At 35.9% G+C, this 18,117-nt stretch carries 22 protein-coding genes and 1 tRNA gene; 17 read left to right on the top strand and 6 right to left on the bottom strand.

The genetic code is table 11. The features are described 5' to 3' along the window. Window positions 1-27: 27 nt before the first annotated feature. From folE to PT603_RS00945, 5 genes are all read left to right on the top strand, one after another. A complete protein-coding gene (gene folE, locus PT603_RS00965; RefSeq protein WP_008238192.1) occupies window positions 28-708 on the top strand; it encodes a GTP cyclohydrolase I FolE in 681 nt (226 codons plus the stop codon). A gap of 20 nt (window positions 709-728) precedes the next feature. Then, window positions 729-2,213 (top strand): cysteine--tRNA ligase, encoded by a 1,485-nt coding sequence (gene cysS / locus PT603_RS00960; RefSeq protein WP_008238194.1) that lies wholly within the window; start codon window positions 729-731, stop codon window positions 2,211-2,213. Window positions 2,214-2,219: 6 nt separating this feature from the next. Next, a complete protein-coding gene (gene yidD, locus PT603_RS00955) occupies window positions 2,220-2,444 on the top strand; it encodes a membrane protein insertion efficiency factor YidD (RefSeq protein ID WP_008238196.1) in 225 nt (74 codons plus the stop codon). Window positions 2,445-2,731: 287 nt separating this feature from the next. Beyond that, on the top strand, window positions 2,732-3,658 hold the full coding sequence (gene lgt / locus PT603_RS00950; RefSeq protein WP_008238198.1) for a prolipoprotein diacylglyceryl transferase: 927 nt from the start codon (window positions 2,732-2,734) through the stop codon (window positions 3,656-3,658). After that, a complete protein-coding gene (locus PT603_RS00945) occupies window positions 3,655-4,167 on the top strand; it encodes a DUF192 domain-containing protein (protein WP_008238200.1) in 513 nt (170 codons plus the stop codon). Before lgt ends, PT603_RS00945 begins: the two co-directional genes overlap by 4 nt. A gap of 1 nt (window position 4,168) precedes the next feature. On the opposite strand, the gene PT603_RS00940 is transcribed toward PT603_RS00945, so the two are convergent. After that, window positions 4,169-4,684, bottom strand: a complete 516-nt coding sequence (locus PT603_RS00940) for a GNAT family N-acetyltransferase (protein ID WP_008238202.1) — start codon at window positions 4,682-4,684, stop codon at window positions 4,169-4,171. A gap of 114 nt (window positions 4,685-4,798) precedes the next feature. Here PT603_RS00940 and idi point away from each other — a divergent pair, with 114 nt between their 5' ends. From idi to PT603_RS00910, 6 genes are all read left to right on the top strand, one after another. Beyond that, complete coding sequence (idi, locus tag PT603_RS00935; RefSeq protein ID WP_008238203.1) at window positions 4,799-5,329, top strand: isopentenyl-diphosphate Delta-isomerase; 531 nt, start codon at window positions 4,799-4,801, stop codon at window positions 5,327-5,329. Continuing rightward, a complete protein-coding gene (locus PT603_RS00930; RefSeq protein ID WP_008238205.1) occupies window positions 5,326-5,736 on the top strand; it encodes a 6-pyruvoyl trahydropterin synthase family protein in 411 nt (136 codons plus the stop codon). The genes idi and PT603_RS00930 overlap by 4 nt, the downstream gene beginning before the upstream one ends. Before the next feature lies 1 nt (window position 5,737). Then, window positions 5,738-6,184: a peroxiredoxin gene (locus PT603_RS00925; protein ID WP_008238207.1), complete on the top strand. Its 447-nt coding sequence runs from the start codon at window positions 5,738-5,740 to the stop codon at window positions 6,182-6,184. Further along, entirely contained in the window at window positions 6,181-7,149 is a 969-nt protein-coding gene (locus tag PT603_RS00920) for a type I phosphomannose isomerase catalytic subunit (RefSeq protein WP_008238209.1), read from the top strand. Before PT603_RS00925 ends, PT603_RS00920 begins: the two co-directional genes overlap by 4 nt. A gap of 42 nt (window positions 7,150-7,191) precedes the next feature. Then, window positions 7,192-7,461, top strand: a complete 270-nt coding sequence (locus PT603_RS00915) for a hypothetical protein (RefSeq protein WP_008238214.1) — start codon at window positions 7,192-7,194, stop codon at window positions 7,459-7,461. A 59-nt stretch (window positions 7,462-7,520) separates the two neighbouring features. Next, window positions 7,521-7,594, top strand: a tRNA-Thr gene (locus PT603_RS00910). Between the two features lie 89 nt (window positions 7,595-7,683). On the opposite strand, the gene PT603_RS00905 is transcribed toward PT603_RS00910, so the two are convergent. Beyond that, window positions 7,684-8,178: a metallophosphoesterase family protein gene (locus PT603_RS00905; RefSeq protein WP_008238218.1), complete on the bottom strand. Its 495-nt coding sequence runs from the start codon at window positions 8,176-8,178 to the stop codon at window positions 7,684-7,686. Window positions 8,179-8,261: 83 nt separating this feature from the next. Here PT603_RS00905 and truA point away from each other — a divergent pair, with 83 nt between their 5' ends. Together truA and PT603_RS00895 are read left to right on the top strand one after the other, a co-directional pair. Continuing rightward, window positions 8,262-9,008, top strand: coding sequence for a tRNA pseudouridine(38-40) synthase TruA (gene truA / locus PT603_RS00900; RefSeq protein ID WP_040488625.1), 747 nt, complete (start codon window positions 8,262-8,264; stop codon window positions 9,006-9,008). After that, on the top strand, window positions 9,005-10,774 hold the full coding sequence (locus PT603_RS00895) for an ABC transporter ATP-binding protein (protein WP_008238224.1): 1,770 nt from the start codon (window positions 9,005-9,007) through the stop codon (window positions 10,772-10,774). The genes truA and PT603_RS00895 overlap by 4 nt, the downstream gene beginning before the upstream one ends. A gap of 1 nt (window position 10,775) precedes the next feature. Here the strand turns inward: PT603_RS00895 and cdaA are convergent, their stop codons facing one another. From cdaA to folP, 3 genes are read right to left on the bottom strand one after another with little or no spacing between them, the layout of a single operon-like run. Next, window positions 10,776-11,561, bottom strand: coding sequence for a diadenylate cyclase CdaA (gene cdaA / locus PT603_RS00890; protein ID WP_008238225.1), 786 nt, complete (start codon window positions 11,559-11,561; stop codon window positions 10,776-10,778). Between the two features lie 36 nt (window positions 11,562-11,597). After that, on the bottom strand, window positions 11,598-12,269 hold the full coding sequence (locus tag PT603_RS00885) for a hypothetical protein (RefSeq protein ID WP_008238226.1): 672 nt from the start codon (window positions 12,267-12,269) through the stop codon (window positions 11,598-11,600). Window positions 12,270-12,308: 39 nt separating this feature from the next. After that, a complete protein-coding gene (folP, locus tag PT603_RS00880; protein ID WP_040488626.1) occupies window positions 12,309-13,145 on the bottom strand; it encodes a dihydropteroate synthase in 837 nt (278 codons plus the stop codon). A 122-nt stretch (window positions 13,146-13,267) separates the two neighbouring features. On the opposite strand from folP, the gene PT603_RS00875 reads away from it, so the two are divergent. The 4 genes from PT603_RS00875 to tpiA are packed head-to-tail and all read left to right on the top strand — an operon-like array spanning window position 13,268 to window position 16,795. After that, a complete protein-coding gene (locus PT603_RS00875) occupies window positions 13,268-13,825 on the top strand; it encodes a DUF1599 domain-containing protein (RefSeq protein WP_008238229.1) in 558 nt (185 codons plus the stop codon). A 5-nt stretch (window positions 13,826-13,830) separates the two neighbouring features. Beyond that, entirely contained in the window at window positions 13,831-14,925 is a 1,095-nt protein-coding gene (locus PT603_RS00870; RefSeq protein WP_008238231.1) for a BT_3928 family protein, read from the top strand. A gap of 11 nt (window positions 14,926-14,936) precedes the next feature. After that, a complete protein-coding gene (locus PT603_RS00865) occupies window positions 14,937-16,010 on the top strand; it encodes an ABC transporter permease (RefSeq protein ID WP_040488627.1) in 1,074 nt (357 codons plus the stop codon). Between the two features lie 35 nt (window positions 16,011-16,045). Then, on the top strand, window positions 16,046-16,795 hold the full coding sequence (gene tpiA, locus PT603_RS00860; protein ID WP_274237618.1) for a triose-phosphate isomerase: 750 nt from the start codon (window positions 16,046-16,048) through the stop codon (window positions 16,793-16,795). Window positions 16,796-16,838: 43 nt separating this feature from the next. On the opposite strand, the gene PT603_RS00855 is transcribed toward tpiA, so the two are convergent. Further along, a complete protein-coding gene (locus PT603_RS00855) occupies window positions 16,839-18,056 on the bottom strand; it encodes a porin (RefSeq protein WP_008238236.1) in 1,218 nt (405 codons plus the stop codon). Window positions 18,057-18,117 lie beyond the last annotated feature (61 nt).

The following is an 18,117-nucleotide window of genomic DNA, read 5'->3' as shown; positions in this document are numbered from 1 at the left end:
ATCTTTGCAGACTTAAAAATGCACTCAATGAAAATGGACAACGCACTGGAAGAAGAATTTGACGCCTTCGGAGATGACCATATTGCTTCTTCAGCAGAGACGCCTTTGCGCAATGACGCTTTTGAACTTAGCGATGAAGAAAAGATCGATCGGATCCAAGCAGATGTATATAACATCATGGAGACACTTGGACTAGATCTGACAGATGACAGTCTAAAAGGAACCCCTAAACGGGTTGCTAAAATGTTTGTAAAGGAAATATTTGGCGGATTACACCCTAACAAAAAGCCTAGCGCTTCCACATTTGATAACAAATATAAATATGGAGAGATGTTGGTTGAAAAGAACATTACTGTTTACTCAACTTGCGAACATCATTTATTACCAATTGTAGGAAGAGCCCATATTGCCTATATTTCCAAAGGAAAAGTTGTAGGTCTTTCTAAAATGAATCGAATCGTAGATTATTTTGCTAAAAGACCTCAAGTACAGGAACGTATGACCATTCAAATCGTACAAGAATTACAAAAAGTACTGGGTACCGATGATGTTGCTTGTGTGGTTGATGCCAAACATTTATGTGTAAATTCTAGAGGAATCAGAGACATTGAAAGTAGCACGGTTACGGCTGAATTTGGAGGCCAATTTAAGAACCCTTCAGTACGTAGAGAATTTTTAGATTACATTAAACTGGACACTCAGTTTTAACACAAAATAACACCTATCTTATGAATTTGTACAAAACCCAAGAACTTAAGGTATACAACTCTCTTTCGGCTCAAAAAGAGGCATTCACTCCTCTAATTGAAGGCTACGTAGGAATGTATGTATGTGGTCCTACCGTATACAGTAATGTACACTTAGGTAATTGTCGTACCTTCATTTCGTTTGACTTGGTGTTTCGCTACTTAAAACATTTAGGATATAAAGTCCGTTACGTGCGTAATATTACGGATGCCGGTCACCTAGAAAATGATGCCGATGTAGGCGAAGATCGTATTGCCAAAAAAGCACGTCTTGAACAAATTGAACCAATGGAAGTTGTGCAACGATATACAGTAGACTTCCATAATACATTAGCAAAGTTCAATAATTTAGAACCAAGTATTGAGCCGACAGCTACAGGTCACATAATTGAACAAATTGAAATCATTAAAGAAATTATTCAAAAAGGATTTGCTTATGAGGTCAATGGTTCTGTGTATTTTGATGTACTAAAATTTAACGCATCAAATCACTACGGAAAATTAAGCAAAAGAAATGTGGAGGACCTTATTCACAATACTCGAGAGCTTGATGGTCAAAGCGACAAGAAGAACCCTCAAGACTTTGCATTATGGAAAAAGGCAGAACCTCAACACATCATGAGATGGCCTTCACCATGGAGCGATGGCTTTCCAGGTTGGCACCTAGAATGTACCGCAATGAGTACCAAATATCTTGGTGAACAATTTGACATCCATGGAGGAGGAATGGATTTAAAGTTCCCTCATCATGAATGTGAAATTGCACAAGCAGAAGCCTGTAATGGACATAGTCCAGTAAATTATTGGATGCATGCCAACATGCTTACCTTAAACGGAAAGAAAATGGCTAAATCCACTGGAAATAACATCCTTCCAAATGAAATATTCTCTGGAGAAAATACCATTTTAAGTAAACCTTTTTCGCCTTCTGTTACAAGGTTTTTTATACTTCAGGCCCACTATAGGAGTATTCTAGATTTCAGTAATGATGCTCTTGAAGCTTCTGAAAAAGGGTATTATAGACTTATGGAAGCCATTCAAATGCTGGATAGACTTCCGGTAGCTGACAAATCTAGTGTCGACATAGCTACATGGATACAGAGTGGTTATGACGCCATGAACGATGATTTCAATAGCCCCATATTAATAGCTCAATTATTTGAAGCTGTTCGTTATATAAATCTTATTAAAGATGGTAAAGAACAAATTACAGCTACAGACTTAAGCTTGTTTACTGCCTCCCTAAATGCATTTGTGTTTGATATTTTAGGACTGGAAAATGTAACTAATGAAGGAAGCAATCAAAATCAAAAATTAAACGGAGTTGTAGAGCTACTTATACAGTTAAGAGCGGAAGCCCGGGCGAATAAGGATTGGGCTCTATCAGACAAAATACGTATTGAACTTGAATCTCTTGGAATTCAATTAAAAGACGGAAAAGACGGGACTACATTTACATTGCAATAAAAAAGCTTGCTAAAAAAAATTCTAATAGCACCATTTTTACTATTGGTCCGTTTCTACCAATATGTGATCTCACCACTTACACCAGCAGCATGTAGGTACTCACCTACATGCTCTCATTATACTGCAGAAGCACTTAAAAAGCACGGACTATTCAGAGGAGGATGGTTGGCAATTAAACGTATTTTTAGTTGTCACCCTTGGGGTGGTAGTGGGTACGATCCTGTTCCCTAACCAAATCTCACTTTTCAATCATGGTACATTTTCCGTGAACTCGAATCTTATATACCTTCTTTTCCATAGTGAATACTATATTAACAAAAATACAAATGAGGTGAAAACCTTGGAATAATTCACTATTTTCATAGGAGCATTCCGTCAAATTAAAATTAGAATTAATCTTCAAAACCTGGTAATTATATAATATCCTGGATATTTTATGTTTTTTTAAAGTACATTTTTACTACTATTCCTATCAATTAAGTATATTTACAACTACATAGTTATATCAAATCTGACGAATGAACTTTATTAACATTGTATGGAATCCCAGCGACACGCTGTTTGATCTTGGTTTTTTTCAGGTACGCTATTATAGCCTCATGTTTGTACTGGCCTTTACCATTGGCTGGTATCTTATGAAAAAGATTTTTATTAACGAGAAAAAATCACTCGATAAACTAGATAGTCTTTTTATTTACACAGTTATTGCCACATTAGTAGGAGCTCGCCTTGGCCATGTTTTTTTCTATGACTGGGACTATTTTAGCCAACATCCAGCTGAAATCTTACTCCCCTTCCGATTTAATCCATTTGAATTTACTGGATTTGCCGGTCTAGCTAGCCATGGAGCTGCCATAGGTATTATCCTAGCAATGTATCTTTATATTAAGAAATTCCCTGAATTCTCACTCCTTTGGATTCTAGACCGCATTGTAGTTCCCATATCTATTGGCGCTGTCTTTGTGCGATTTGGAAATTTTATGAATTCAGAAATATATGGAAAGGTGGTAGGTTCTAATTTTCCATTGGGAGTGAAATTCATTCAAGGTGAGGATGTCGGAAAACGTGAATTACTACAACTAACACAACAAAATGATCTCACAAAGGCCTATGATCTTTTAGCAAATGATCCTCGCTTTTCAGAAATACTACAACAGATTCCTTTTAGACACCCAGCTCAGCTATATGAAGCCTTTGGATATATATTCGTCTTCATCATACTGTGGTATGCTTATTGGAAAACAACTAAAAAGGAACAACCAGGTTTTCTTTTCGGTCTATTTTTAGTTCTATTATGGACTGTTCGTTTCATAGTAGAATTTGTTAAAGAAAGTCAGGGAGGTTTCGAAAAAAGTCTTGATTTGTTATCTACAGGACAATGGCTTAGCATTCCCTTTATTCTGATTGGATTCTTTTTTATGTTTAGAAAACCTAAAATGGCATGATAGCAATTTTTCAAAAACATATTGGAAAAACCCTTATTAGTATATCACTAATGGGGGTTTTCTCTCTTATTATTTTAAGAAAATGCAACCCTCCACCGCAAGACATTAATTTGGCAGAAATCACTTTTACTAAAGAAGGTACGGCTTCAATATTTAATGCCAATGGAAAGTTATTAAAAGTAATTTCCATTGAAATAGCAGAAACACCAGCTGAAACTCAAGTAGGCCTTATGTACAGAGAACATATGGAACCACTTCAAGGAATGCTGTTTATCTTTAACCAAGAGGAGCCTCGCTATTTCTACATGAAAAACACCATCATTCCACTAGATATCATCTATTTAGACAAAGACTTGAAAGTAGTTAGTTTTCATCAAAACACCACGCCCATGGATGAATCATCACTTCCTTCAGAAGTACCAGCCCAATACGTCTTAGAAATTAACGCAGGTCTTATGGAAAAATGGGGAATAAAAAAAGGAAGCTACATTAGCTTTTCACGTGACTAAATTACCTGCTCAGGGAAAATAGAAAAAGTTCTTCAGTTTCATTCGGTAGTACTATTTTACCCTGTGGTTGCATACCTAACTTTAGCAATAATTTCTGAGATCCTAAATTTGATTGAGAGGTTATAGCAAGTAGCTCTGACAACCCAAACTCTTTGAAAGCAGCATCTCTTAGTGCTGAAGCTGCCTCATATCCAAAACCCTGTCCTTCAAATTCAGGTAAAAAAGCAAAGCCAATATCTTTAGAATCCAATCCTTCTCTTTCGTATATCCCACAGACACCTAACTTTTCATGATCACTCTTTCTAATAATAGTAAAACTTGAATATCCCAATCGTTTGTACTGACTCAACACGCGATGTTCAATATATCCCTTTGCATCATCAACAGTCTTAATATTTCTATCTCCAATATACCTAAGCCATTTAGGTGTATTGACTAATCTCATAAAAAACTCAGCATCTTCCAATGTGGTTGGAAGTAAATACAAGCGCTCCGTATCTAATCGTTTACCAGACATTCAAATAAAATTCATTGAATTAAAGATAGTAAAACCCTCATTATAATGATCAAATCAACTCCACTATTTGATTGCTGACACCTATTTTGTAGCTTTGTTGTGTATTCAAAAACTATGAAAGAAGAAGAAGTTATATTAGTTGACCAGCAAGACAACCCAATTGGACTAATGCCTAAAATGGAAGCCCATGAAAAAGCCTTATTACACAGGGCGTTTTCTGTATTTATTATCAACGACCAAGGTGAAACAATGCTTCAACAAAGAGCACTTCACAAATATCACTCTCCAGGACTATGGACGAACACTTGCTGTAGTCACCAACGTCATGGAGAATCCAATATTCAAGCAGGGAAAAGACGATTAATGGAAGAAATGGGGTTTGTAACTGATTTAGAAGAGAAGGTTTCCTTCATTTACAAAGCTCCTTTTGATAATGGTCTTACAGAACATGAATTTGATCATGTCATGGTAGGATATTATAATGAAACTCCAACAATAAATCCAGAAGAAGTGGCGGACTGGAAATGGATGGCTATTGAGGAGGTCAAATCAGACATAGAAAAAGAACCTGAAAAGTACACCGCATGGTTCAAAATTATTTTTGACAAATTTTATATTCACCTAACTCAAAGTATACGTCCATGAAAGTTAAAGTAAGTCGAAAGGCCTATTTCAATGCTGCACATCGTCTTTACCGTCCCGACTGGTCTTTTGAAAAAAATGAAGCCATTTTTGGGAAATGCAACAATCCCAACTATCATGGCCACAATTATGAACTAATAGCTAGTGTATTTGGAAATATTGATCCTGAAACAGGATACGTTATTGATATTAAAATTCTTAAAGACCTTATATACAAGCACATCGAACTCGCTTTTGATCACAAAAATTTAAACGAAGATGTCCCTGAGTTTAAATCCTTAAATCCGACAGCCGAGCACATAGCAGTAGTAATCTGGAAAAAATTAAGACCTCACCTACCCTTGAATCTTGATTTGGAGATTACCCTTTATGAAACCCCACGAAATTTTGTGACCTATAGAGGTGAATAACATGCAACTTGGAACTCCATTACCTTCATTTCAGTTAATCGACCAAGAAGGGGTCTTATTTAACAGTAAGTCACTTTTAGGTCAACCTTCTGTTCTATTTTTCTATCCTAAAAATTTCACTCCTATTTGCACTAAAGAGGTTTGTGGATTTAGAGACTCTTATCATCTATTCAAAGACCTTAATGCCTCTATAATTGGAATTAGTACAGATAATACAGAGAGTCATAAAGAATTTTCTAAAAAACATCAACTCCCATTTCCTTTACTGAGCGACCCTAATAAAGAAACACAACGTCTTTTCTGCATAAAAGGCCCTCTTTTTGGTTTACTCCCTGCAAGAGAAACATTTATTTTTGATGCTGATGGATTGCTTATTGCACACCATAAAGGAATAGACGCCCTTTCACATATACAAAAAGCATACAAGACTTTAAAACAAACGCTATGAATCTTTATCCTTTCAAATTTCAACCTATTTTAAAAGAGCGCCTGTGGGGAGGCACTAAACTTAAAGATCTACTGAATAAACCGAGCTCCAGTGATATTACAGGTGAGAGCTGGGAACTCTCTGCTGTTAAAGGGGATGTATCTATTATTGAAAATGGTCCTTTGGCAGGAACTTCACTTCAAGAGGCGATAAACCACCACCCACAAGCGCTATTAGGTAAAAGTGTCACCAATCGGTTTGGTACAGAATTCCCAATTTTAATAAAGTTTATTGACGCCAAACAAGATTTATCAATTCAATTACACCCGAATGATGAATTAGCCAAAGAACGTCATAATTCCTTCGGAAAAACAGAAATGTGGTACATTATGCAGGCTGATCCAGGAGCTGAACTAATTGTTGGATTCAAGCAGGACATGACCAAAGAAAACTATGAAAAACATCTTAATGAAGGTAAACTAACCGACATTCTTAATTATGAAAAAGTAAAGGAAGGTGATACATTTTTCATCAATACTGGAAAAGTACATGCCATAGGAGCTGGGATACTACTAGCCGAAATCCAGCAAACAAGTGATATCACATACCGTGTATATGATTTCAATAGAAAAGATAAAGAAGGAAATTTACGCGAACTTCATACGGAACTTGCCATTGATGCTATTGATTACTCGTATAAAGACGACTTCAAAATCAATTACACCAAAGAAGGAAATGGCATTAACAATATGGTCAAGTGCCCCTATTTCAATACCAATTACCTTAATTTATCCAAAGACTTTTCACAAGAATTATCAGAACGTGATTCCTTTACCATCTTTGTATGTGTCCATGGTTCTGGATCCATATCAACGGAAAACGGAGAAGTAACCATCCAAAAAGGAGAAACAGTTCTTATTCCAGCCTGTTGTGCACAAATAGACATCTCCACCAATGGATTAGAACTTTTGGAAGTTTATGTGTAAAATTGCATAAATAAACGTATTTTTGCAGCAAATTATAACGATATGGCAAGTATTAAAAACCTTAAAAAGGATATCAACTACGTTTTAGGAGACATTATAGAGGCAGTATACATTACTGAATTAGCTACGCAAAAAACAAATTCTGAGGAAGGAAATGCAATTATTGAAGAAGCAATTGCAACTTTTGATGAATTAATTGCAAAAATTAACAACAAGAAAGTTGAGAACAGAAAGTCTCATCTTAAGGAAGTTAGCAAAGAGTTAGAGGTTAAGGCCGGTGCATTGATTCAAAAAATTAATCAATTGGCATAAAAAAAATGCAAAAAGGGTTTGCAAAGATGAAATTGAATTCTATATTTGCACCCGCAAAAGCCGATATAGCTCAGTTGGCCAGAGCACGTGATTTGTAATCTCGGGGTCGTGGGTTCGAATCCCTCTATCGGCTCAAAAGCCTCTCCTAGTGAGAGGCTTTTTTTATTACACACATTTTCGTCCCTACTAAACTAATTTCAAAAAAAGCAATTAAGGCATCGATCATCTCTTTTCCAATTCAATTATTTCAAGATTCTTAATTGCCTCACCATCTATTTCAAAACGAAGCATTGTCCTTACCTTATGCATACCGTGCTTACCAGCAGCGCCCGGGTTCATATGCAGTATTCCAAGTTGTTTATCCCACATTACCTTAAGTATATGTGAATGACCACAAATAAATAGCTTTGGGCGCTTATGTTTAACCTCCTCACGAATTCTGGGATGGTATTTTCCAGGATACCCTCCGATATGAGTCATAAATACTTCTACACCTTCACATGTAAACCACAAGTCTTCTTTAAATTCCAATCTTGCCCTTGCATCATCAATGTTTCCATATACCGCCGTAAGAGGCTTTACAGCCTCTATAGCATCGGTTACCTTTAAATTACCTATATCTCCTGCATGCCACACCTGATCGGCTTGTTTAACATATTTTAGTATATTATCGTCTATATAACTATGGGTGTCGGACAAAAGTAATATTCGTGTCATAAGGTATGTTTCTAGTCACCTTGAAAAATCGGTGTTTGAATTTTATGTATTTTTGTGAACTGCAAACAAAAATACCGATTCTCTTGAGATATTTTTTAGAGTTTTCATATAACGGAAAACACTATCACGGTTGGCAATATCAACCCAATGCTATTTCTGTTCAAGAAGTACTTGAAAAAGCACTTAGCATGATGTTACGCACCCCCATTGAACTAATAGGGGCAGGTCGCACTGATGCTGGTGTTCACGCCAAACAAATGTTTGCCCATTTTGACATACAACAAAAGGTTGATTCTAACCTTGTACACAAGCTCAATTCATACCTACCATACGATATTGCAATCACAGGTATACACCCAGTTAAAGAGGATTCTCACGCTCGTTTTGATGCCACCCAACGAACGTATGAATATTGGCTTACCCAAAAGAAATCTCCATTTCTAAATGAGTATGCTTACTACATAAATTTACCATTAGATATTGAAGCCATGAACAAAGCAGCTGAAGTACTTTTTTCATACAATGACTTTCAGTGCTTCTCTAAATCAAATACCGATGTTAAAACGTATCTCTGCGACATTAGTCACGCCCAATGGACTTTAATGGATGAAAAACTAGTATTCACTATAACTGCAGATCGTTTTTTACGAAATATGGTAAGAGCTATTGTAGGAACTCTACTAGAAGTAGGACTAGGCAAATCTAGCATTGAAAACGTTAAAACTATTATAGAAAGTAAAAATAGAAGCAAGGCTGGTGTTTCAGTTCCCGCACATGCACTATATTTAACCAAAGTTATATATCCGTCAACTGTCTTTAGAAACTTATGAGCCAAACCACCTCCAAATCGTTTGACACGCAGCTTTTCAAAAGGCTGATGAAATACACACGCCCTTACCGCCTGACGTTTGTAAGCGTGGCGTTTGTAGCTATCTTGTTGTCTTTGTTATCCGTAGCAAGGCCTTACCTACTAAAACTTACCGTTGATGACTATATCATCACTAAAGACTATCAGGGATTACTAACCTTTTCCCTAATTATGGCAGGTATCCTGCTTGGAGAAGTGATTTCGCAATTATATTTTTTGTATTACGCTAATTGGATAGGACAATCCATTGTAAGAGATATTCGCAAAAAGTTGTTTGCTCATATGCTCAGATTTAAAATGAAGTATTACGATAATTCTTCAGTAGGTCTACTAGTTACACGTACGGTAAGCGATATGGAGCGAATTGCAGAAATATTTAGTTCTGGCTTTTTTGAAATTGTTAGTGATCTTCTTAAAATGCTGGCAGTCATGATTGCCATGCTACTATTTAACTGGAAATTAGCATTGATTGTTTTTGCTGTACTCCCGATTATCCTTTATGCGACACGCTTGTTTCAACAAGCTATGAAAGTTGCTTTTACCGAAGTACGTCTACAGGTAGCCAACCTGAACTCATTTGTTCAAGAAAGAGTTACTGGAATGAAAATCGTCCAACTCTTTACAAGAGAAGAAACGGAATACGACAATTTTAAAAAGATAAACAAAAAGCACGAACAAGCCTGGTTAAAAACGGTTTGGTACAATTCAATTTTCTTTCCTATTGCTGAAATAACTTCATCCATTACCATCGGTCTTATAGTATGGTACGGAGGGCTTCAAGCTGTAAGTGATGGTTCTGTAGAACTTGGAACCATATTCATGTTTATTCAAATGTCACAAATGCTATTTAGACCACTACGTCAAATAGCTGATAAATTTAACACTCTTCAAATGGGGATGGTAGCCGCCAATAGGGTATTCAATATATTGGACACTCAAAGTTCAATAGAAGATAAAGGATCCATTGAAGCAACTACCATGAATGGTGATCTTTCATTTAAAAAAGTTCATTTTGGATACATTGAAAACGAAGAAGTATTACATGGTATTTCGTTTGATGTAAAAGCTGGGGAAACAGTCGCAATTGTAGGTGCCACAGGAGCTGGAAAATCCACCATAATTAATCTATTGAATCGATTTTACGAAATTCAGGATGGTAGTATTTGCATTGATAACATTGACATCCGAGAATATACGCTTCCTTCTTTACGAAGCCACATAGCAGTTGTACTTCAGGATGTTTTCCTTTTTGCCGACACTATTTATCACAACATTACTCTCAAAAACCCAGATATAACAGAAGATCATGTAATTGAGGCAGCCAAAGAAATTGGAATTCATGAATTCATCATGAGTCTTCCTGGTGGTTACCATTACAATGTAAAAGAACGAGGGACGATGCTTTCTTCAGGACAAAGACAACTCATCGCCTTTTTAAGGGCTTATGTAAGTAATCCAAGTATATTAATTTTAGATGAAGCGACTTCTTCTGTTGATACGTATTCAGAGCAACTTATTCAACGAGCGACTCAGAAAATCACAGAGGGTCGTACATCAATTGTAATTGCTCACAGATTGGCTACAGTTAAAAAGGCATCCAAAATTATTGTTATGGATTCTGGAACTATTGTAGAAGAAGGAACTCATGATGAATTACTAACAATAGATAAAGGATACTATAGAAACCTATATGAGGTCCAATTCTTGGCAGAGGATGCAACCATTTAAATCAGACCAAATCAGAAGTCAGCATGGTTACTAATTCCTCCCTGCTTTTAAACAGTTTGAATTCACCATTCTTAATATATGACATTTGTCCCGTTTCTTCAGAAACTACCAGAGCTAATGCATCTGTTTTTTCTGTAATAGCGACCGCTGCACGATGACGTAACCCGAAACGTAAAGGGATGGTATTTTCATTACTCACTGGCAAAATTACTCTAGTAGCAACTATGTAATTGCCATCTACGATGATAGCCCCATCATGAAGAGGGCTATTTTTATAAAATATACTCTCAATTATAGGCTGAGTCACTTCGATGTTCATAGCATCTCCAGTGGCCTTAACAAAATCTAAAGGATTATTTCTTTCGAAAACAATAATGGCTCCAGTCTTAGACTGTGCCATTTTTTCGCATGCAGAAACAACAGCTTCTACATCCAGCTCTGTTCCAAACTGTTCTCTTTTGTTAAATTTAAAATATTTTAAAAAATTCCTTTTAGAAGCTAAATTTGTAGATCCAAGCATCAACAAAAACTTACGAATTTCTTGTTGAAACACTACAATAAGGGCAAATACCCCTACTCCAATAAATTTCCCAAGAATATTACTTAATAGCTCCATCTGAAGTGCTTCAGTAATTTTCCAAATAATATAGATAATTACAATACCAATAAATATATTGATAGCCACAGTGCCTTTAACCAATTTATACACATAATACAATAGCAAAGCCACTAGTACTATATCTATAAGGTCTATAAGTGTAAATTCTAAAAAATCAAAAAACTTCAACTGTTCAGGTTTTTAAGTAAAAGTAACAAATTCGTCTTAATTGTCCTCTCGCAGTACATGGATTACCTTAAAAGGTTTCAATTGATGCTGTTTAATATGCGTAAAATAGGCCATAAATTCTTGAAAAGATTGATCACCATGGAAGACTAAAAGCCACTCCTGATCACGGACTAATTCATTTGCCAAAAGTCTATCCATATGCTCATCAAAAGTATCATAACTAATCTCATAATCGTTAACCCATACTCTTTTGTCTTTTCCAAAAATAAGTTTATTACTACTGGTAAGAGGAATTGTATCAAGGGCTTCCTCCTGAATTACTCTAAAAGGCCATTCAGTGAAATTAACAAAAGCCAGCTCCTTATGAATACTATCAGACACAGAAAAATAGTTTTGTGAGGCTTCATTTTTATGCGCTTTTTGATTTTGTTTTTTCAATTGCAACTTTTCAATAGCCTCCCCTGCCTGCTCCAGCCCATTACGCTTATCCACATGAAATATCCAATGGGTAGTCGAAATCAAATTTTTTCTATTTACCTCCACATCATTCGGAGCCTTTTCATTATAAAAAATGTAAATAGGAGAAATATCTGTTAGAGATACAGTCTCTACTTCTACTACCTGAGGTAATTGAACCATACGTTTTTGACATGACGTAAATAACACAATCACTACAACTATTCCTAATTTAAATATGTCTTTTTTCATGAACTTAATATGTTATCAAATTTGAAATCCCAATTCAGCCTATTCATTTTTATTAGCATTTAAATGATCGATTATGGCAATACACTCCATTGCTTGTTTTACATCATGAACCCTTAAAATTTGAGCTCCCTTTTGGAGTGCAATGGTGTGAAGAACCGTGGTTCCATTAAGTGCCTGAGCAGGTGTAACATTAAGCAACTTATAAACCATAGACTTCCTAGAAACACCTACTAACAAAGGCAACCCAGCCATATGAAGCAATTCAACCTTGGACATTAGTTCATAATTATGTGCTAAAGTTTTTGCAAATCCAAATCCTGGATCCAAAACAAGATCATCAATTCCATAGCTTCGTGCTTCAGAAATTTTATGAGAAAAATATTCTAATACCTCCTGTGTCAAATCTGAATACGAGGCAAGTTGTTGCATAGTATTGGGATTTCCTTTCATATGCATCATAATATAGGGCACTTTGAGTGCTCCAACCACTTTCATCATTTCTGAATCTAAACCTCCCGCAGCTATATCGTTTATTATAGCTGCCCCTGCACTAATGGTTTCCTTTGCCACATTACTTCGAAAGGTATCTATAGACAATAGAATTTCAGGAAAATTGCGTACCAGTAATTCTACTATAGGTACGATTCGCTCAAGCTCTTGCGCTTCTGAAACAAAATCAGCTCCAGGACGAGAGCTATACGCTCCAAGGTCAATGAAAGTAGCCCCATCCTCCAACATACCTGCCACTCTTTCTAGAATTTTATTCTCGTCAGCATACCTTCCTCCATCAAAAAAAGAATCAGGAGTAACATTTAAAATACCCATAACTTTGGGTTTGGTCAAGTCAACTAAAGTTCCCTTACAATTAATCGTCATAAAATAAGATGCGTTTTCCTACTGAAATTAAGTATATTAGACCTTCACTACTGTATTCTTTCTTTCAGCACTTTGAATATTTAAATTTTAAAGCGAAATTTACGCAAATTTGAACCAAACACATGCAGAAAACATCAAAACAATACGACCAAGTCATTGCCACTTGCAGAGCACTTTTTATCAACAAGATGGCTGACTATGGTAGTGCATGGAGAATTTTACGCTTACCCTCTCTTACAGATCAGATTTTTATAAAAGCACAGCGCATAAGAAGCTTGCAACAAAACCAAACTAGAAGGGTCGAAGAAGATGAGACTCCTGAATTTATTGGAATCATTAATTATGCTATTATGGCTTTAATTCAGCTGGAAAAAGGAGTTGTTGAACAACCTGATCTTAATGTTGAACAAGCAACAGTTTTATATGACACTAAAATTGCCCAAACTAAGGCACTGATGGAAAATAAAAACCATGATTATGGGGAAGCATGGCGAGACATGCGAATCAGTTCACTTACAGATCTAATTCTTCAGAAGCTATTGCGTGTCAAACAAATTGAAAACAATCAGGGTAAAACCATCGTAAGTGAAGGCATAGATGCAAATTATCAAGATATGATTAATTATGCCGTATTTGCACTTATTCACATAGAAGAAGCTACTCAAAACCAAAAAAACTAACATTTATGAGATTACTTGTAGGTATTTCCAGAATTATTGTAGGCATATTGTTCATTATTAGTGGTTGGATTAAACTAAATGACCCTATGGGATTTTCTTTCAAATTGGAAGAATATTTTGAAGTGGGTGTACTCAACCTACCTTTTCTAGTCCCCTATGCATTAGCTATCGCAATTGCGGTGGTCATTTTCGAGGTATTGTTAGGAATCATGCTTTTGGTCGGATACAAACCTAAATTTACAGTATGGAGTCTTCTATTAATGATCGTATTTTTTACATTTCTTACATTCTATTCCGCGTATTTTAACAAAGTGACAGATTGTGGATGCTTTGGAGATGCAATGAAACTAACTCCATGGGAATCCTTTACCAAAGACATTGTCTTATTAGTTTTTATACTAGTACTGTTCTTTGGCGTCCAACATATAAAACCTCTATTTTCAGGTAAATTACCCCTTACAATTACCGGTATTGCTTTACTTGCCAGTATCTGGTTTGCTAATCATGTACTTAATCACCTTCCTTCAGTAGATTTCAGGGCCTATAAAACAGGTGTTTCAATACCAGACGGTATGAGTATACCTGAAGATGCGCCTAAGCCTAAATACGACTACCATTGGAAATTCATTGTGGATGGTAACGAAAAAATAATCACTACTGGTGGAGACTATCCAGTTGTTGATGGTGAATTTATTTCTGTGGAAACTGTCGAACTAGAAAAAGGATACGAACCTCCTATTCATGATTTTAGTATTGAAATGGAAGGAGAGGACTTCACAGAAGACCTTATGAAGGAAGAAAAATTACTTATGGTTGTTTCTTATGATCTATCTAAGGCCTCTGACCAAGGTTTTAAAAACATTAAGTCAATCACAGACAAAGCAATTAGTAAAGGTTATACTGTAATTGGAATGACAGCTTCAATAGATAAAAGTCAGGATTTTGTTAAGCACTATAAGTTAGGATTTGAATTTTTCTTTACAGATCAAACAACTCTAAAAACAATTGTTAGGTCTAATCCTGGAATTGTAAAAGTACAGAAAGGTGTTATCACGCAAAAATTGCATTTTAATGATGCCGAAGATCTTATTCTAGACTAATTTTTGAATTAATGCGATACTTCTTGAGTAAATTATGGCAAGCACTCCTCACATTATGGGGAGTGACTACCGTCATTTTCCTACTCTTCACCGTTTTACCAGGTGATCCAGCCCGAATGATGCTTGATCAAAATGAAGATAGTGCACAACTGGCGGCAATCAAAAAAAAATATGGATTTGACAAACCATTGTCTACCCAATATGTGTACTACCTTAATGATATCTCACCAATTTCCTTTCATGGAAATTCCCCCCAAGGATATACTTATTTTGATACTCAGAAATACAATGGGGTGGTTCTTATCAAAGCTTCCTCCTTTTCTGTGGCGTTAAAAACTCCTTACCTTAGAGAATCATTTCAGAAAAACGGAAAGAAAGTAACTGAAGTCATTGCAGATACACTGCCCAACACCATGGTACTTGCCATTGCTGCTATTTTTATTGCCATTACCATTGGTATATCCTTAGGAATTCTTTCTGCCCTATACAAAGACCGATGGATAGACAAATTAATTCAAATAACAAGCACACTAGGCATGAGTGTTCCTTCTTTCTTTAGCGCTATCCTTTTTGCTTGGCTTTTTGGTTTTGTACTTCATCGGTACACAAATCTAAATATGACTGGAAGTCTATATGCCATGGATGATTTTGGAGAAGGAATTCATCTGCAATTAAAAAACTTGCTACTTCCAGCAATTGTCTTAGGAATTAGACCCTTGGCAGTAGTAAGCCAATTAATGCGTAACTCACTTCTAGAAGTACTTAGCCAAGACTACATCCGCACTGCCAAAGCAAAAGGTTTATCTTCCTACCAGGTTATCAAAAACCATGCATTAAAAAACGCACTTAATCCTGTCATTACTGCTATATCTGGATGGTTTGCCAGTATGCTTGCGGGTGCAGTATTTGTTGAATATATTTTTGGATGGAACGGATTAGGGAAAGAAATAGTTGATGCTCTCAATACACTTGACTTACCTATAATAATGGGATCGGTATTAATTATTGCCACCATGTTTATACTTATTAATATCTTTGTAGATATCATCTACGCATGGCTTGATCCCCGAGTACAAGTACGATGATTTTGTATAATTTGAAAACAACCAAACTGAAAGAAATGAGAAGAAAAATTGTAGCCGGTAATTGGAAAATGAATAATGATTTAGCGCAAACAGAATCATTGATTTCCGGCATACGTAAAAAACTTAAGAAAACGGATGTAGAAGTAATGATAGCTCCGCCATTTACCAATTTATTTGCTGCATTTGAAGCCCTACGACAAAGTCCTATTGAGGTAGTTGCCCAAAATATGCACTACGCTGATAACGGAGCTTACACGGGTGAAATATCTGCAGAAATGCTTAAAAGCATAGGTATATCAACGGTTATTTTAGGACACTCTGAGCGAAGAGCCTACTTTGGAGAGGATGATGCTTTATTGGCGAAAAAGGTGGACTCTGCGTTAAAAAACCAAATGACTATTATATTCTGTTTTGGTGAAGAGCTAGCAGATAGAAAATCTGAAAATCATTTTAAAGTAGTTGAAAATCAACTTAAAAATGCGCTTTTCCATCTACCTGCAGAAGCTTGGAAGAATATTATTCTTGCCTATGAACCTGTATGGGCCATTGGAACAGGTGAAACCGCTAGTCCTGAACAAGCACAGGAAATGCACTACTTTATAAGAGAAACCATTGCTAAAAAATACACGGATAAAATTTCTGATTATGTATCTATTCTATATGGAGGAAGTGTTAAACCTAACAATGCAGAAGAAATTTTCTCCCAACCTGATGTAGATGGTGGACTTATAGGTGGCGCCTCGTTAGTTGCAGAAGATTTTATTGCCATTGTAAAAGCACTTTAAGGCAACATTAAAACATAAAGAAGCCCCATTAATGGGGCTTCTCTTATATACCAATTTCAACTTGAAAACGTGCATACCAATTATTTTTGGTTGAGCCGTCGACAAAATCTAGCTTATCCATCGTAACTTCTGCTTGTAGTTTAAAAGAATGCTCCCAAATGTATTTAGTAACACCTAAACTATACTGCTGAGCCTCCGGAGCAAACGCCTGAATTTCATTTTCTAAATTTTGAATTGAATATCTCCCGATCAATTCATAATCATTTATGAAATTATAACTCATTTGAAAATCATAACCATGCCCGACATAAGCATATCTTATATCTGACATGTCATCTGGGTTATAGGTCAAAGGATTATCTGTAGTTCTTTGCATATAGGCGGTCATAAACGCAAAACCTTGATATTTCAAAACCGCATCAAGAAACAAAGATTTCAAATCTCTCTCTTCATACAAATCATCACCTAATTGACCTCTGGCCCTTCGAGCCTTATGATTGAACTGTCCAGCAGCTGACACCATTAATTTTGGACGTTCTTCTCTTAAAACATCCCCTTCAAAATAAGAACCATTACTCTTAAAGGCTCCAAAAGGAAACAACTCAACTTTCCCTGTATATGCTAATCCAGTATTGTTATTATTTTTAGTCCAATTTCGTCCTTCCCCAGAACTTATGGCAGCTCTAAAATTATAAGAAAAACGATCCTTAAATTCATTTAGATTGTGAACCTGTAGTCCAAAATCTCTATCTATAGTAAAGCGCGCATTATTAATAGAACGGTCTGTAAGCTGTAAAGCACCAGAAGAATTTACTCTTTGACGGTTACCTGGTAATTTGGTTTGACCAAAACTAATATTCCAACGCTTGTTAGGTCTGTAGAATACTACAGCATCACGTATAATATTTATATTTTCTCCATCATGAATCTCTCCCACATCTCCTGGTGAAAAGGAAAGTTGAATCGCATATAAAAATTTAGGATCTCCAACATATCCATCAAAACGCAAACGTAGACGACGAATCTGACCATCAAAGGCTGCCTCCTCTCCTTCATTTTCTATAAAAGTTAACCTGTTTTGCATACGAAAACGCAGGTTAAGCTGAAATAAACTATCCGGAGATGTTAAACCTAGTCCACTACCATAACTATAATAAGGAAGCGTGGATAACTTTAAATCATTATTTTTTTCTTTATCCTCCTGCGCATGCACAAAAGTAACCCCAATAAACAGTAAAAAGAGTACTACTATTTTTTTCATTATTTAGTATTATTATTGTGTTGTTTTCATGGCAAAAGTAATATAAATATTCGATTCGTCT

This window comes from Imtechella halotolerans (assembly GCF_028743515.2).
Lineage (GTDB): Bacteria > Bacteroidota > Bacteroidia > Flavobacteriales > Flavobacteriaceae > Imtechella > Imtechella halotolerans.
Note: the sequence above shows the minus strand (reverse complement) of the source record. Positions and strands in the feature narration are given on the sequence as shown.